Raw genomic sequence first — 15,833 nt, forward strand, 5'->3', positions numbered from 1 at the left:
CTGCTGACCGAACCGATCCCGTGGCGTGACGAGATGTTCTCCCGCACTGCGACTTTCCACCTGGCGGAAGATGTGGGGCAGATCGCGCAGACGGAGTCCGACGTCGCTGCGGGCCGAATCCCGTTGCGCCCGTGGGTTCTCGGCGGTGAACCGACGCGCATCGATCCGAGCCGGGCGCCGGCCGGGAAGTATCTGGCGTGGGCCTACTGCCACGTGCCCGCCGGATGTGGGGTGGACGTCTCTGAGCGGATCGTCGAGGAGATTGAGCGGTGTGCCCCGGGCTTCCGCGATGTGATCGACGAGCGGTTGGTCACGACCGCCGTCGACCTGGCGGTACACAACGCGAACAACGTCGGCGGCGACATCGGCGGCGGGGTGAACTCGCTGGGGCAGTTGCTGCGCCGGCCGGTGCTGGCACCGACGCCCCAGGCGACGCCGGTGCCGGGTGTCTATCTGTGTTCAGCGGCCACCGCGCCCGGCGGCGGCGTGCACGGGATGAGTGGCTACCGCGCAGCGCGCCACTCACAGAGCAGATTCGCGGCGCCCCGGTCGTAGTCCGGTTCGGTGGTTGCGGCGGGGATCAGTGAGACGCCTTCGTTGACGATGGCGTCGGCGAACGCGAGTGTTGCGTTGGCATCGCCGGGATCGCCATGCAGCGGAAAGAAGTGGCCCCAGTTGAAGATCATGTCCACTCCGAAGTCTTCTGCGCGCCGGACGTGTCGCGGATAAGGCCGTAGTTGGGGGCGTGCTGGGGCTGAATCTGGACGCCGATGCGCAGGGGGAAAGCGATGTGCGCCAGTGTGCTCCGGTCGGCCCGAGAGCCGTCGTCGAATTGTGGGGGACGTATACCGTGGCGGGTATGAGCGAGCACCACGACCATTCCGGAAATCCCCACAGCGCCGCCGAATGGGATGAGCGATACTCCGGCGGTGATCGGTTGTGGACAGCGCAGGTGAATCCGGCACTCGCCCGCGAGGTCGTAGGCCTGGCGCCGGGCCGAGCGTTGGATGTCGGCAGCGGGGAGGGGGCGGATGCGCGCTGGCTGGCCGATCATGGCTGGACCGTCGTGGCGGTCGACATCTCCCAGGTGGCACTGGATCGGGCCGCCGAGATTGATTCACGTGAAACCATCTCGTGGGTCAAGGCCGACCTGACTGTGGACGAGGTGCCGGGTGACCCCTCGACAAGCTCGGGGAACGATACCGGAACAAGCTCGGGGAACGATACCGGAACAGGCTCGGGGAGCGATACCGGAACAGGCTCGGGGAGTCAGGAGCGGGCAGGTGCCGAGGGTTTCGATCTTGTTGCCCTGCATTACTTCCCGGTCGAGATCGACCGCGTCGACGTCATTACCAAGTTGGTCGATGCCCTCGCCCCGGGTGCCACGTTGCTCGTCGTCGCCCACGATGCCGACGGTATTCGGGCGCACGGCCACGACCCGGATGCGTACTTTCAGCCGAAGGACATCGCCGAGCGCTTCGCTGACCGGCTCGACGTGGAGATTCTGGCCACGGTCCCGCGTGGACGCCCCGCCGGCGGCGCCAGCGACCAGCGCCATATGGACGACGTCGTGCTCAAGGCCACGCGTCGAGACTGACGTCACTGACTCGCGCGCCCTCTGGGGATTCCCGCGCCCTTCCGGGAGGGCGCGGGAACGTGCGAAGGGCGCGGGAAAGAACCTCGGCGACCATGGGTGGGCCGATCACAACGGCGCTACAGTGGCTGCCATGACGAATTCCGTAGACGCTTCCAACCCAGATCTGGTGACCGTCGAGGTGCCCACTCACTGGTACAACCTGGCGGCCGAGCTCGACGAGCCGATTCCGCCGCACCTGCACCCGGGGACCAAGGAGCCGGTCGGGCCGGACGATCTGGCCGCGCTCTTTCCGACGGGTCTGATCGCGCAAGAGGTCACCGATGAGGTCTACGTCGAGATCCCCGAAGCGGTGCGGGAGATCTATCGGCAGTGGCGGCCGTCGCCGCTGTTCCGTGCCCGAAACTTCGAGAAGGCGCTCAACACCAAGGCGCGGATCTACGTGAAGTACGAGGGCGTGAGCCCGGTCGGCAGCCACAAGACGAATTCCGCTGTGCCGCAGGCGTATTACAACAGCCTCGACGGGGTGAAGCGCCTGACCACCGAGACCGGCGCCGGACAGTGGGGTAGTGCGCTCGCCTTCGCCGGCGCGCAGTTCGGGCTCGACGTCGAGGTGTGGCAGGTCCGCGCCTCCTACGACTCCAAGCCGTACCGCGGTTACCTGATCCGCACCTACGGCGGCACCCTGCACCCGAGTCCGTCAGACCTGACCGAGTCCGGTCGGGCGATGCTGACGAAGGATCCGAACACCCCGGGCAGCCTCGGGATGGCCGTCAGCGAGGCCGTAGAGGTGGCCGCGGCCCACGACGACACCCGCTACGCGCTCGGCAGTGTGCTGAACCATGTGGTGCTGCACCAGAGCATCATCGGACTGGAAGCCGTCGACCAGCTGTACGCCGTCGAGCCGGGCGGCGCCGACGTCGTCTTCGGTTGTGCCGGTGGCGGTTCCAACCTCGCGGGGCTCTCGTTCCCGTTCCTCCGGGAGAAGCTGCACGGCCGCAGTGATCCGCGCATCGTGGCCGCCGAACCGGCCGCGTGCCCGTCGATCACCCAGGGTGAGTACCGCTACGACCACGGCGACGTCGCCGGTCTCACCCCGCTGCTCAAAATGCACACGCTCGGTATGGACTTCGTTCCGGATCCGATTCACGCGGGCGGCCTGCGCTACCACGGCATGGCGCCGGCACTGAGTCACACCGTCGAGCTCGGTCTGGTGGAGGGCATCGCCATCGACCAGCACGATGCGTTCTCCGCCGGCGTGCAGTTCGCGCGGACCCAGGGCATCGTCCCGGCCCCGGAATCGACGCACGCCATCGCCGCCTGCGCGGCGCATGTGGCCAACAGCGACAAAGAAGAGGTCGTCGTGATCGGGCTGTCCGGTCACGGACAGCTCGACCTCCCGGCCTACGCGGAGTTCCTCGACGGCGGCTTCTGAGCGTCCTTGCGAGAGGCTGCCCAGACGGCGATCGCGGCCAGGAAGCCGAGGAACAGGAAGGCCGACGTGGCCAGCAGTGTCCACCGCGTGGCATCGGCGAAGCCATCGGAGAGGGCGGTCACCACGGCGTCCTGGCCGCCCTGTTCGCGGAGCCCGGAGATCACCCCGCCCGCCGAATTACGGGTGGCCTCGGCAAGGCCGCCGGCCGGTCCGGGTAGTCCGGTCAGGTAGTGGCCCAGGCCGATGGAGAGCACCGAGCCCATGATTGCCGCACCGAATGCTGAGCCGATCTGTCGGACGGTGCTTTGGGTCGCTGAGCCCTGCCCGGACGCGGTCAGTGGGATGTCCTGCAGCACGGTGCTGGTGAGCTGCGCGGACGCGAAGCCCAGGCCGACGCCGTAGATCAGCAGGATCCCGCCGATCAGGAAGACTGACGAGTTGGCGTGCACGGTGAATCCGAGCACCAGCACGCCGGCGAACTCCAGCAGCACACCAAGCAGGACGGTGCCCGCGGCGCCGATGGCCGCGGCCAGGTGGCGGGCGAGCGAGCCGGAGATGAAGGCGCCGGCGGCCATCGCGGCAAGCACGTAGCCGGTCGTCATGGTGCCCAAGCCGACCGCGTTGATCAGGTAGAGCGGAAGCACAAAGATCAGGCCAAACTCGCCGATGGCGATCATCATCGCCGCGACGTTGCCCCAGCTGAACGTGGGAATGAAGAACAGATGCAGGTCGAGTAGGGCGGCGCGTTCGACGCGCGCGCGGTGGCGTTCCCAGACCAGGAATAGTCCCAGGGCTACCGCGGCGATGGCCAGGGCCACCGGGACGATGGAGATCGGCATATCCCGCGACCAGGTGAGGCCGAAGACGTGCAGGTCGTTCAGCGGTGTCCACCAGCCGAGGGTGTTCGACTCGATGACGGCGAAGACCAGGGCGCCGAAGCCGATCGCGCTGAGCAGCAGGCCGTCGACGTCGAAACCGCGGCGGCGCAGTCCGGAGCGGGTCTCCGGTACGACGATGAAGGCCGCGATGATCAGCGCCACGCCGACCGGGACGTTCACCAGGAAGATCCACTCCCAGGAGAAGGTGCTGGTGAGCCATCCGCCCAGGAGCGGGCCCAGGGCTGCGGCGCCGGAGATCACCGCACCCCACACGCCGAAGGCGGCGGCGCGTTCCTTGCCGCGGAAGGTGTCGCTGACCGTCGAGAGGGTGGCCGGCAGGATGGCCGCACCGCCCAGGCCCTGCACGACGCGCGCACTGATCAGGGCGGTGGCATCACCGGCGGTGGCGGCCCAGATGCTGCCGCCGATAAACAGGGCGATGCCCAGGACAAAGAGATTGCGCCGACCGAACCGGTCGCCGAGGGCGGCGCAGGTCAGCAGGAGGGCGGCAAGGACCACCGAGTACAGCGAGTTGATCCACTGCGCATCGGTCAGGTCCAGATGCAGCTCGTCGATGATCGTCGGCAGGGAAACGGCCACGATCGTGCCGTCCATCACGATCATCGCCAAGCCCAGGGCGAGCACGCCCAAACCCCACCAGCGACGCGGATTGCGCGGCGGAGTGTCCGAGGGTGCAGGCGGGTCGGAAACTGGGGTGTCGGGGACCGGATCGTCGAGGACCGGATCAGCGGCATTCATATACCGAGACTCTAGGCCCTAGCGCCGTTGGGGACATCAATCGAAAGTCGGAACCCTCGCGCAGGATATTTAGGGCGCGGGCCGGCTCGGAAGGACGGGCCGATTCGTCCCGTTGGGTGTCCGGGATTTATCCTGGTCGCATGTCGAAAGTCCTGAGCTCGCTGCCCATTGGTGAGCGTGTCGGTATCGCCTTCTCCGGCGGCCTTGACACCTCCGTCGCCGTCGCCTGGATGCGGGAGAAGGGTGCCGTGCCGTGCACCTACACCGCCAATCTCGGTCAGTACGACGAGCCGGACATCGATTCGGTGCCCGGCCGCGCCGTGGCCTACGGCGCCGAGTTGTCGCGTCTGGTCGACTGCCGTGAGGCGCTCGTCGAAGAGGGCATCGCTGCCCTGCAGTGCGGTGCCTTCCACATTCGGACCGCGGGTAAGACCTACTTCAACACCACGCCGCTGGGCCGCGTGGTGACCGGCATGCTGCTGGTGCGTGCGATGAAGGACGACGACGTCAACATCTGGGGCGATGGCTCCACCTACAAGGGCAACGACATCGAGCGGTTCTACCGCTACGGTCTGATGGCCAACCCGAACCTGCAGATCTACAAGCCGTGGCTCGACTCGGACTTCGTCGAGGAGCTCGGCGGGCGCACCGAGATGAGTGAGTGGTTGCTGGCCCGCGACCTGCCGTATCGGGACTCGGTGGAGAAGGCGTACTCCACCGACGCCAACATCTGGGGTGCCACCCATGAAGCCAAGGTGCTCGAGCACTTGGATCAGGGTCTGGACATCGTCGAGCCGATCATGGGCGTTGCGGCGTGGCGCGACGACGTCGAGGTGGCCACCGAAGTAGTGACCCTCACCTTTGAGCAGGGCCGACCGGTCGCCATCAACGGTGAGCGTTTCGAGAGCCCCGTCGACTTGGTGATGAAGGCCAACGAGATCGGCGGACGGCACGGATTGGGCGTTTCCGATCAGATCGAGAACCGCATCATCGAGGCCAAGTCGCGCGGGATCTACGAGGCGCCGGGCATGGCGCTACTGCACATCGGTTACGAGCGCTTGGTGAACGCGATCCACAACGAGGACACCGTCGCCAACTACCACAACGAGGGTCGGCGCTTGGGTCGCCTGATGTACGAAGGCCGTTGGATGGACAGTCAGGCCCTCATGCTGCGCGAGGCCCTCGTCCGCTGGGTCGCCTCGGCCGTCACCGGCGAGGTGACCGTCCGGCTGCGCCGCGGCGACGACTACCAGTTCCTCAACACCACCGGACCGTCGCTCAGCTACCACCCGGACAAGCTGTCGATGGAGCGGGTCGGCGACTCGGCCTTCGGCCCGTCCGATCGCATTGGCCAGCTGACCATGCGCAACCTGGACATCGCCGACTCCCGTGCTCGTCTGGAGCAGTATGCGGCGCTGGGTATTGTTGGCGGCGCGACCGCCGAACTGGTCGGCGAACTCTCCGAAGGCGGCGCCGAGGCGATCGCTGGCGGCGAGGGTCCGGAGAATCCGGCCGAGGTCGCCCTGGACCGTGCCGCGATGGAATTCGGTACCGACTAGCGAAACTGGGCCACGATTCGGTCCTTTTGTCCCCACTGTTGGGGACTGCCGGACGCGCGCTGCTGTCCGGCAGTAAGAGTTGAGTGGACCGCGGATCGCGAGGGGAGGGCGCATGACCGTAGAGCGACATAATTACGACCGCATTCTGCAAATGTTCGCGCTCTTCACCGCCGTCGGCTACCTCGTCTATCCGTTCTTGCTGCTGCCGGCGCTCGGGTCGCAGGCGGCGCTCATGCCGGCCTGGTGGACGCCGGTGATGGCGGTCGCCGTCTTCGGTTCGGGGATCCTGCTGCTGACCGCACTGTTTATTCGGGACATCGGCGTGGTCCGCGCGATCGCCGGGACGGCCGCAGTCGTCTATCTCATCGCGGTGGCCACGGTGCTGCTGTGCTGGGATGGCACTGCTATCGCCAACGACGATGCACTCTGGCTCGCGGGATTCCCCGGATTGGCATCGCTCGCCGCGGTACTGGCCTGGCCAGCCTGGGCCGGATTCGGCTACATGGTCGTGGCCTGTGTGAGCGTGCAACTGGTCAATTTCGTGATGCGCGACGGCGCCGAACCGCAGATGCTGGGCCCGGACATGGCGTTTGCGATCATGTTCTGCAGTCTCTTCGTCGGCGGCGCGATGATGGCGCTGCGGACCGGTCGGATCCTGGATGCGACCACGGCCGATACCCACATCACCGCCGCGGAGGCGGCCGCGCAGCGCGCGCGCGTCACCGAACGCGAACGGTTCGATGGCCTGATCCACGACAGCGTGCTGGCCACCCTCAACGCCGGCGCCGGTGCCCAGCCGCATGCCAGCGTGCAGGAGATGGCTACCGCGGCGCTTGCCGAACTCGACGAGGTGCGTCAGGAGGGCGTCGGCTCCGAACGTGCTTGGGGGCTGGAGGCGGCCCTCGATTTCCTCGTCGCCACCGCGCACGCGATTGACCCCGACGTGGACGTGCAGGTGCGACCCACCGGTCAGACGCCCGATGACGTTGTTCCGGCCGAGGTGGTGCGGGCCTTGGCCGCTGCGCAGAGTGAGGCCCTGCGTAACAGCCTCCGGCACGCTGGACCGTCGGCACGCCGCACACTGGTGCTCGCCGTGGCCTCGCCGGGAACGATCGACGCGACCGTCAGCGACGACGGCCGCGGTTTTGACCCGGCCGACGTTTCGCCACGCCGCCTGGGCATCTCGGTGAGTATCCGCCGCCGGATGGCCCGACTATCGGGCGGTTGGGCCTATGTGGACTCGACGCCAGGCGATGGCACGACTGTCCGCATGGGATGGCGGGCCGTATGACGATCCGGGACATACGTAGCGGGGACGTTCGCGAGCTGCTGGGCTTGCGGACCCCGGCCGCGACCATTCTGGTGTCGACCTTCGTGTTGGCTTTCGGCCTGATTGCCGGGGTCACTGCGCCGGTCGACGCGATACCGGCTGGCATGCTGGCATGGGTGCTGGTCAGCGTGGCTGCGGTGGTGCTGATCCGTGCGGGCGGGGACCCGCTCCCGCCGGTGATCACCGGGTGCATCGCCGCCGCCGGGCCGTTGGCGGCAGCGCTGACCATTCCCGTGCTGCCGGGCGTCGTCGAGCGGTCGTTGCAGCTGTGGAGTCTGCCGGCGACGGTGGCGCTCGGCGCCTATCTGTGCGTGCGCGGCCGGATCTGGGCGGGCTGGGCCAGCATGCTCCTGGCCAGTGCGGTGTGTTGGACGTGGGCCGCGGTCAGCGGCTACGGCGTTGGGCCCGCCGTGGTGATGTCCGCGCTGAACGTCGCACCGATGTTGATGGCCACCTTCTTTGCGCTCACCGTCCGTCCCGCCACGCGCGAGATCTTTGAACTCCAGCGGGAAGGGACGGCGGCGGCAGCAGCCGAAGCCGCCCACCTCGCGCACTTGGAGGAGCGCGACCGCCAGTTGGTGCGCCTGGACGACCGGGCCCGCCCCTACCCGGAGCGGCTTGCCCGACCCGCACCGCTCACCGTGGACGAGCAGCGATGGTGTGCGCTCGCCGAGGCCCGGCTCCGCGACGGTCTGCGCGCACCGGTGCTCGACGGCCCCGAACTGGTTGACGCGGCCTGGCGCGCCCGCAGTCGCGGCGTCGAGGTGGTCCTGCTCGACGACCACGGGCTCGACGACAGCTCCGCCGACGCCCGCGAGTCGATCAGCCGCGCCGTCGTTGCCGCCCTGGATTCGGTGGAATCCGGGACTACGGTGACAGTGCGTGTGCTCCCTCCGCAGCGTTCGGCGGCGGTGACCGTCGTACAGGTACTCGGGGACACCGTGGCCCGGGCCGAGTACAGCGCCGACGGCGAACGCATCTGCCGCTGACCTGTACCGGGCGCAGGGACTGTCGTGTGTCCAGCGGACCGGTCAGCTGAGAACGTCCACGTGGCCGTTGCGGCGGCACCAACTGGTCAGGTACCGGGCGTGCAGGCCGCACCATCGATACACGGCGCCCTGGGTGAGTGGCAGCTGCGCATCGTGCTCACCGCGAGCGGTCATGATGGGCCCGAGGTAGTGGCTGGTGACCTTATTTGCGGTACTCGGGGAGACCTTGGCGACGCGCGCAAGGGAAGCGTTGTCGGAGGCCCGACCGGCGGCAATCGCGCCGGCCAGCCGCCCGGCGGTCTCGCCACGACGGTCCCCGAACAGCTCGTACAGTGGAGTGCGGCCGCCGCCTGGTGGGCTCGGAACTGGCGCGAGGCGACGGCCCAGCGCCACCGTACGCAGACCGTCGACGATGGCTGCCAAACCGGCCGCCTTCGGGATCACGCCGAAGACTTCCGGCCGAAGTCGCGCTTCCTCCAGGTGGTCGATCTCCATGCTGTGCCCCTGCGTGGCCATCACGACGGGCGCGTGGCGTTCGGCGAGGCGGAGTTGATCGATCACGTCGATGCCGTCGAACTGCCACTCCATCTCGGGCTTGTTCCAGATGAGGTCGGCGGCTACGACGTCGTACCGGACGGTCCCGGAGACCATGCTGCGCACCTCGGCGTCGGTGGTAGCGACGGAGACGGTCACGTCGTCGAAGGTTGCCTGGAGCGGGGCGGCGATCACCCGCCCGAGCGGGGAGGCGATCAAGATGCGCAAACCGGTGGCCACTCGCTGAATGTAGTCGGCCGACGGCTCAATGTGTAATCGCGCATGACGTCCGGCGCAACGCGCCAATAGCGGCACGTTGCGGTGACAAGTCTGACGATATCCCTGCTGACCCGGCGCGCGCAGTCCCCCAAACTGAGGAAACTGCGCTTCACCCACCGAACGAAAGGCGCGAATCCGTGTCCGCGAAAGGCATTGTCGGCATAGTTGCCGAGCACGATGTGATGGACGTCGCACTGGTTGAGCTGGTGCGCAGCTATGGGCATCAGGCGATCGTGATCGACGGTAACCGATCGGTGGATCAGGCTCCTTCCGAGCCGTTGGGCGCGGTGGTGGTGCGGTCGCGCAGGCGACTGTTGCAGACGTCGGTCGATGGCTGGGGTGCCAATGCGCCGGTGGTCCTCGTCGAGTCCTACAGTGCACCTCCTGGGTGCCCGAGTGACCCGCGGGTCATCACGATCTGCGCCGACGCCCAGGCCGGTTTGCGGTTGGAGCAGGCCCTGTCGGCGGTGCTCGGCGTTCCAGCACGCCCGAGCGGCGTAGGCGGGGCGAACCGTCGGGGGGCCGTCGCGGTCAGCAGGCGGGAGCGGGAGGTGCTCACCACCTATGCGCTGGGTGCGACGGTGGAAGAGACTGCGGCCGAGCATTTCGTGGCGACCAGTACGGTCCGCACGCACTATCGGCGAGTGACAGCTCGGTACAACGGGGCTGGGCGGCCGGTGACCAACAAAGCTCAGTTGCTGCTGCAACTGGTGGCCGACGGGTGGGTGCGACTACCTGAGTTCGGTCCGGGGCCTCACGGTGCGGAGTTGGCTGAGGGGTCCGACTCCCGCCGCGAGGACACCGGTGCAGCCTGACGCCGGAGGCTGTTGGCGACGAGCGGGAAGACCAGCACCGACAGCATTCCCGCACCGACTAGCACGGTCGCCGTCGTCGACGAGATCAACTCGAGGTCGACGCCGTGCTCGGTCGCCACGATGATGATCGGCAGGGCGGTGGCACCCATGACGCCGACCGCGGCGCGCATCCGGCGATCCGAACCCGCCGGAGCGGCCAGGCTAGCCGGGAGGCCGCGGACCACGAGCAGCAGGAGCGCGACGGCAGGCACCAGCAGCAGCGTGATCGGTTGATCGAGCAGCGCCCGCAGATTGAAGCCGACACCGGTGGCGATGAAGAAGATCGGAACGCCGAAGCCGAAAGCCAGCGCCTCGATCTTGCTTTCCACCGCGTCGCGGGTGCCCGGATCGGCATCCTGAATCAGCGCCCGCCAGACGATGCCCGCGGTGAAGGCGCCCAGCAGCGTATCGACGCCAAGGACGGCGCTGGCCACGAGCAGCGACAGCAGGATCGCCAAGACCAGCCGGATGCCGAACTGGCCCGAGGTGTGCAGGGTGGATTCGACGAATCGGTGCAGTCGGCCGCGGGGCATCCGTCCGGCGGACCAAATAACGGCGGCGGCGATCAGCCCGAAGACGACCAGCACGACCAGAGCCACACCCGGTGTGTGCGAGCCGAGCAACAGCGAGATCGCGATGATCGGCCCGAACTCGCCCACGGCGCCCACGGCGCTGACCGACGTGCCGAAGGGCGACTGCAGGTCCCCGGAGTCCCGCAGGATCGGCAGTAGGGTGCCCAGCGCCGTCGAACTCAGGGCGACGGCCAGGATCACCATGCCCAGACCCGGCGCGACCAGTGCACCGATCCCCAAACCGATCGCGAAACTGAGCGCCCAACCGCCCCACGCACGACGACCACGACGCCCGCTGAGCACCGTCGGATCGATCTCATTGCCCGCCATGAAAAACAGCAGTCCCACGCCGAACTGGGACACCAGATGGAGTGATTGCGACGGCTCCACCCAGCCGAGCACTGACGGGCCAGCGACGATGCCGAGCACTAGTTCCGCCACGACCACCGGGACGGCGATCGCTGGTCGGAGGGCGCGGACCAGCAGCGGCGCCAGGATCAGTGCCCCGGCGATCACCAGGATGGTGGTGTCGAGGTTGTTCATCAGACGAATGTAGCGGGGACCGATGCCAACGCCCGCCCCGGGCGAACCCGGGGCGGGCGTGTGGTTTCGACCCTTCGGCCCTTCGACCCTTCGACCCTTCGACCCTTCGACAGGCTCAGGGTAAACCCGCCTCCTGCGTCGGCGGCTCAGGGTAAACCCGCCTCCTGCGTCGGCGGCTCAGGGAGCGAGAGGTGTCTTACTTGGTGCCGGCGATGAAGGCTTCGAGCTGGGTGCGGGCCACATCGTCGGGGATCTGGACCGGCGGGCTCTTCATCAGGTAGGCCGAGGCCGGGAGGATCGGGCCACCGAGGCCGCGGTCCTTGGCGATCTTCGCCGCGCGCACGGCGTCGATGATGATGCCTGCCGAGTTCGGGGAGTCCCAGACCTCGAGCTTGTACTCCAGGTTCAGCGGCACGTCGCCGAAGGCGCGACCCTCGAGGCGCACGTAGGCCCACTTGCGGTCATCGAGCCACTGGACGTAGTCGCTCGGGCCGATGTGCACGTTCTTGTCGTACACCTTGCCGGCCAGCGGGCCGCCCAGGATGGAGGTGACAGCCTGCGTCTTGGAGACCTTCTTGGACTCCAGGCGCTCACGCTCGAGCATGTTCTTGAAGTCCATGTTGCCGCCGACGTTCAGCTGGTAGGTGCGGTCGAGCTCGACACCGCGATCCTCGAACAGCTTCGCCATCACGCGGTGGGTGATGGTGGCGCCGACCTGGCTCTTGATGTCGTCGCCGATGATCGGCACACCGGCGTCGGTGAACTTCTGGGCCCACTCCGGGTCCGAGGCGATGAACACCGGCAGGGCGTTGACAAAGGCGACGCCCGCGTCGATGGCGCACTGCGCGTAGAACTTGTCGGCCTGCTCGGAGCCGACCGGCAGGTAGCTGACCAGCACATCGACCTTGGCGTCTTTGAGCGTCTGAACGATGTCGACGCCGTCGCCGCTGGCCTCGGTGATGGTCTCGCGGTAGTACTTGCCCAGACCGTCAAGGGTGTGGCCACGCTGCACGGTGACGTTCAGCGGCGGGACGTCGGCGATCTTGATGGTGTTGTTCTCGCTGTTGCCGATCGCCTCGGACAGGTCGAAGCCGACCTTCTTGGCGTCGACGTCGAACGCGGCGACAAACTCGACGTCGCGCACGTGGTACTGGCCGAACTTGACGTGCATCAGACCGGGGACGGTCGCGTTCTCGTCGGCATCCTTGTAGTACGTAACGCCCTGGACCAACGAAGCGGCGCAGTTGCCCACGCCGACGATGGCCACGCGCACGGTATCGGTGTTACCCATGGTCGGGTTCTCCTTCTTCTTGCGGCGGAACGGCGGAATGCGGTGCCGCCGAGTTCTTCATTTCTGCACCACTGCCGGGCTCGGCAGTGGGGAGTTCTGGGCCGGCGCCGGATGCTTCATCCGCGATCAGCCGGTTGAGCCACTGCACCTCGCGCTCGGAAGTCTCCAAGCTGAGTTCGTGCATTTGGCGGGTGTAATGGTCGGTGCCGATACCGGCGCGGCTGAGTAGTTCGCGCAACGATTCGCGACGTTCCTCGACTTGGCGGCGGCGACCTTCCAGGATGCGCACGCGGGCCATGGCCGGGGTGCGGCTGAAGAACGCCAGGTGCACGCCGAAGCCATCGTCGGTGTAGGTCTGCGGTCCGGTGTCGGCGACAAGCTCGGCGAAGCGGACCTCGCCGGCCGGGGTCAGCCGGTACACGCGACGCGCCCGGCGCACCTTGGTCCCGGTCGGCCCGGGCGTATGGTCCTCGGCGATCAGCCCGTCGGCCTGCATGCGCCGCAGCGTCGGATATAGCGAGCCGTAGGAGAACGCGCGGAATGCGCCGAGCAGACCGGTCAGTCGCTTGCGCAACTCGTAACCATGCATCGGCGACTCCAGCAGCAAGCCGAGGATGGCCAGCTCGAGCATGGGCACCCCTTCCGTTGTGCTGCGTGAAGCGTTCAGATCGAGAGACATCGGACGTTAGGTCAGTGCGTTACCGCGGCCTGATCTCACGGCACAATGTATCGCAGCGATATAACTCGCGTCCATCCGATGAGACGTCGTCAGGTATTGATCTCGGTCACACCGCGGCCGCTATGTCGGGACAGTCTGTACCGCGTGCATCTGCTGTCGATCGCGGGGATTCCGGGTCTACGCTGGACCGTGTGCACCGACAGGTAGTGGACTTCGCGCTGACCAAGCGTTCGAAGCTGGCTGACGTGCGGACCGGTCGCGTCGGGCTCAACGAGGTCTGCGATGCCGACGATTGCCTGCTGCGCGCCGCCCAATTCCACGGACTCGGGCTGGCCGAGCCCTGCCCGGTGTGCCGCAAAGAACTTCTTACCGAGGTGTCGTGGGTCGTCGGATCGTCGCTCGGCCGGACCTCCGGATCGGCCCGCACCCCGGCCGAGATCGCCCGACTCGCCGCGCGGTTGCCGGACTTCAGCGTGCACGTGGTCGAGGTCTGCCGGACCTGTCATTGGAACCATCTGAGGCGTACGTACGTTGTCGGACTGGGCCCCGATGTGGCACGGCATCGACGGGCCGGGACCTAAGAGTCACGTGAGAATTCGGCGAGGGCTCTTGGCGAAAGGGGTCGGAGGCAGTGGAGAAAGTTGCCACTGGGATACGTGTGCCGTCACAGTATGAGGAGAGCTTTCGACGTCATCGTCGTCGAATGCAGACAAGTGAGTGAGTATGAGTAGCGAACCGAAGACGACCCGTACGGCGCCGGACACCGATCGATCGCGCCTGCTGCGAATCGTGGCGTGGGTGCTCGGGCTCGGTGCCGCTGTCGTTCCCGTGGTCGGCATCATAGGCGTCTTGGCCTTCCTCATCACCTACCTGGCAGTCCCTGTGCCAGCGCCTGGTGACCTCAAGCAGAACCAGGTCGCGACGATCACCGACAGCAAGGGTGGCGTGCTCGCCAAGGTGGTTCCGCCCGAAGGCAACCGTATCGACGTCAAGTACGAGGAGATTCCGACGTCGATGGTCGAGGCGGTGAAGGCTGCGGAGGATCGCGACTTTGACTCCAACTCGGGCTTCTCCATTCGCGGCTTCTCCCGCGCTGCGCTCGGCAAGATCACCGGTAACGCCGGCGCGGGCGGTGGCTCGACTATTACTCAGCAGTACGTGAAGAATGCGCTGGTCGGCGACCAATCGTCGGGCTTCGCCGGATATAAACGCAAGTTCAAGGAACTGGCCATCTCCACCAAGATGTCCAGTAGCTGGTCCAAAGAAGAGATCATGGCCGCCTACTTGAACACCATCTACTTCGGCCGCGGCGCCTACGGGGTGGCCGCCGCCTCCAAGGCGTACTTCAACAAAGACGTCTCCAAGCTCACCATCTCGGAATCTGCTCTATTGGCCTCGGTGATCCGCGGACCGTCGATCTACGACCCGGCCGTCGACGAGCCGCTCGCCCGGGAACGCTGGGCGTACGTGCTGGACGGCATGGTGAAGATCGGCGCGATCAGTGCGGCCGACAAGGCGGCGCAGACCTTCCCGCGGACGGTCAAGCCGAAGGCGATGGCCGAGGACACGTTGTCGGCGGGTCCGAACGGTCTGATCAAGCGGCAGGTGATCGCCGAGTTGGACGCCCTGGGGATCTCCGAGCAGGAGGTCCGCACCGGTGGCCTGACCGTGACCACCGCGATCGATCCGCAGGTGCAGGGCGCGCTCGAGGACGCCTCCAAGAGCAAACTGTCCGGTGAGCCGGACGAGCTCCGGACCGCTTCGGTCTCGGTCGATCCGCGCACCGGTGGCATCTCTGGCTACTTCGGTGGCTGGGACGGTGCGGGCTGGGACTTCGCGTCGACCGGACTGCAAACCGGGTCGGTCTTCAAAACTTTCGCCCTGATCGCGGCGTTGGAGCAGGATATCCCGCTGTCGCAGCGGTACTCGTCGGATCCGTACCGCACCTCGTCGGGCCTCCTGGTGGAGAACTCCGACGGCGAATCCTGCGGCACCTGCAACCTGGCGACCGCGATGAAGATGTCGCTGAACACCGTCTACTACCGGCTGATGATGGACTTGAAGAACGGGGCCGACGATGTGGTGAAGGCCGCCCATGCGGCCGGTATCTCGGAGACCCTGAACGGTCAGCCGACCCTGCGCAACGAGAACGGCAAGACTGAGGGTGGCGTCGTGCTGGGTCAGTACGACTCGACCGTGCTGGATATGGCGTCGTCGTACGCCACCCTGGCTGCCTCGGGCATCTATCGTCAGCCGTACTTCGTCAGCAAGGTGGTGACGTCCGGCGGCGAGGTTCTCTTTGACCGTCAACCCGACCCGGGCAAGCGTGTCTTCTCCGCGAAGGTCGCCGATAACGTCACTGCCGCGTTGGAGCCGATCGCCGCGTACTCGAACGGCAACTCCCTGTACGACCCCTCGCTGGGCTCGCGTCCGTCGGCCGCCAAGACCGGTACCGCACAGCTGGGTGCAAGCGGTCAGAACCGTTACTCGTGGATGGTGGGCTACACCCCGCAGCTGTCGACCGCGGTCTGGGTCGG

General features: G+C 67.0%; 14 protein-coding genes and 1 pseudogene. 9 read left to right on the forward strand and 6 right to left on the reverse strand.

Features of this window, described 5'->3' with window-relative positions; translation table 11 throughout:
• Nucleotides 1-555 (forward strand): phytoene desaturase family protein (locus WAW85_RS06740; RefSeq protein WP_422558858.1); only part of this gene is annotated, 555 nt, incomplete at its 5' end.
• Between the two features lie 74 nt (nucleotides 556-629).
• Here WAW85_RS06740 and WAW85_RS06745 read toward each other — a convergent pair.
• Nucleotides 630-790, reverse strand: a pseudogene (locus WAW85_RS06745) (LLM class F420-dependent oxidoreductase); the annotation flags it as partial.
• A gap of 69 nt (nucleotides 791-859) precedes the next feature.
• Here WAW85_RS06745 and WAW85_RS06750 point away from each other — a divergent pair.
• Nucleotides 860-1,597 (forward strand): class I SAM-dependent methyltransferase, encoded by a 738-nt coding sequence (locus tag WAW85_RS06750; protein ID WP_422558859.1) that lies wholly within the window; start codon nucleotides 860-862, stop codon nucleotides 1,595-1,597.
• Between the two features lie 130 nt (nucleotides 1,598-1,727).
• Complete coding sequence (locus WAW85_RS06755) at nucleotides 1,728-3,029, forward strand: TrpB-like pyridoxal phosphate-dependent enzyme (RefSeq protein ID WP_422558860.1); 1,302 nt, start codon at nucleotides 1,728-1,730, stop codon at nucleotides 3,027-3,029.
• On the opposite strand, the gene WAW85_RS06760 is transcribed toward WAW85_RS06755, so the two are convergent.
• Entirely contained in the window at nucleotides 2,999-4,666 is a 1,668-nt protein-coding gene (locus WAW85_RS06760; RefSeq protein ID WP_422558861.1) for an MFS transporter, read from the reverse strand. The genes WAW85_RS06755 and WAW85_RS06760 overlap by 31 nt on opposite strands.
• 140 nt (nucleotides 4,667-4,806) lie before the next feature.
• On the opposite strand from WAW85_RS06760, the gene argG reads away from it, so the two are divergent.
• From argG to WAW85_RS06775, 3 genes are all read left to right on the forward strand, one after another.
• Nucleotides 4,807-6,225: an argininosuccinate synthase gene (argG, locus tag WAW85_RS06765; RefSeq protein WP_422558862.1), complete on the forward strand. Its 1,419-nt coding sequence runs from the start codon at nucleotides 4,807-4,809 to the stop codon at nucleotides 6,223-6,225.
• 112 nt (nucleotides 6,226-6,337) lie between these two features.
• A complete protein-coding gene (locus tag WAW85_RS06770; RefSeq protein WP_422558863.1) occupies nucleotides 6,338-7,516 on the forward strand; it encodes a sensor histidine kinase in 1,179 nt (392 codons plus the stop codon).
• Nucleotides 7,513-8,544, forward strand: coding sequence for a hypothetical protein (locus WAW85_RS06775; protein ID WP_422558864.1), 1,032 nt, complete (start codon nucleotides 7,513-7,515; stop codon nucleotides 8,542-8,544). The genes WAW85_RS06770 and WAW85_RS06775 overlap by 4 nt, the downstream gene beginning before the upstream one ends.
• Nucleotides 8,545-8,586: 42 nt before the next feature.
• Here the strand turns inward: WAW85_RS06775 and WAW85_RS06780 are convergent, their stop codons facing one another.
• Nucleotides 8,587-9,318 carry a response regulator gene (locus tag WAW85_RS06780; protein WP_422558865.1) on the reverse strand — a complete coding sequence of 244 codons (732 nt, stop codon included), beginning with the start codon at nucleotides 9,316-9,318 and terminating at the stop codon, nucleotides 8,587-8,589.
• 176 nt (nucleotides 9,319-9,494) lie between these two features.
• On the opposite strand from WAW85_RS06780, the gene WAW85_RS06785 reads away from it, so the two are divergent.
• Nucleotides 9,495-10,172 (forward strand): LuxR C-terminal-related transcriptional regulator, encoded by a 678-nt coding sequence (locus tag WAW85_RS06785; protein ID WP_422558866.1) that lies wholly within the window; start codon nucleotides 9,495-9,497, stop codon nucleotides 10,170-10,172.
• On the opposite strand, the gene WAW85_RS06790 is transcribed toward WAW85_RS06785, so the two are convergent.
• The 3 genes from WAW85_RS06790 to WAW85_RS06800 form a co-directional block, all read right to left on the reverse strand.
• Nucleotides 10,112-11,326, reverse strand: a complete 1,215-nt coding sequence (locus tag WAW85_RS06790) for a cation:proton antiporter (RefSeq protein ID WP_422558867.1) — start codon at nucleotides 11,324-11,326, stop codon at nucleotides 10,112-10,114. The genes WAW85_RS06785 and WAW85_RS06790 overlap by 61 nt on opposite strands.
• Nucleotides 11,327-11,522: 196 nt before the next feature.
• Nucleotides 11,523-12,617: an inositol-3-phosphate synthase gene (locus WAW85_RS06795; RefSeq protein ID WP_422558868.1), complete on the reverse strand. Its 1,095-nt coding sequence runs from the start codon at nucleotides 12,615-12,617 to the stop codon at nucleotides 11,523-11,525.
• Nucleotides 12,610-13,248, reverse strand: a complete 639-nt coding sequence (locus WAW85_RS06800) for a PadR family transcriptional regulator (protein WP_422558869.1) — start codon at nucleotides 13,246-13,248, stop codon at nucleotides 12,610-12,612. The genes WAW85_RS06795 and WAW85_RS06800 overlap by 8 nt, the downstream gene beginning before the upstream one ends.
• 239 nt (nucleotides 13,249-13,487) lie before the next feature.
• Between WAW85_RS06800 and WAW85_RS06805 the strand changes: the two genes are divergently transcribed.
• Together WAW85_RS06805 and WAW85_RS06810 are read left to right on the forward strand one after the other, a co-directional pair.
• The gene (locus tag WAW85_RS06805; protein WP_422558870.1) at nucleotides 13,488-13,877 is read left to right on the forward strand and encodes a DUF5318 family protein; all 390 of its coding nucleotides are present in this window, start codon (nucleotides 13,488-13,490) and stop codon (nucleotides 13,875-13,877) included.
• Nucleotides 13,878-14,019: 142 nt separating this feature from the next.
• Nucleotides 14,020-15,833: transglycosylase domain-containing protein (locus tag WAW85_RS06810; protein ID WP_422558871.1), on the forward strand; the 1,814-nt coding region annotated here is incomplete at its 3' end.

The sequence above is a fragment of the Gordonia sp. (in: high G+C Gram-positive bacteria) genome (assembly GCF_049299075.1).
GTDB lineage: Bacteria > Actinomycetota > Actinomycetes > Mycobacteriales > Mycobacteriaceae > Gordonia.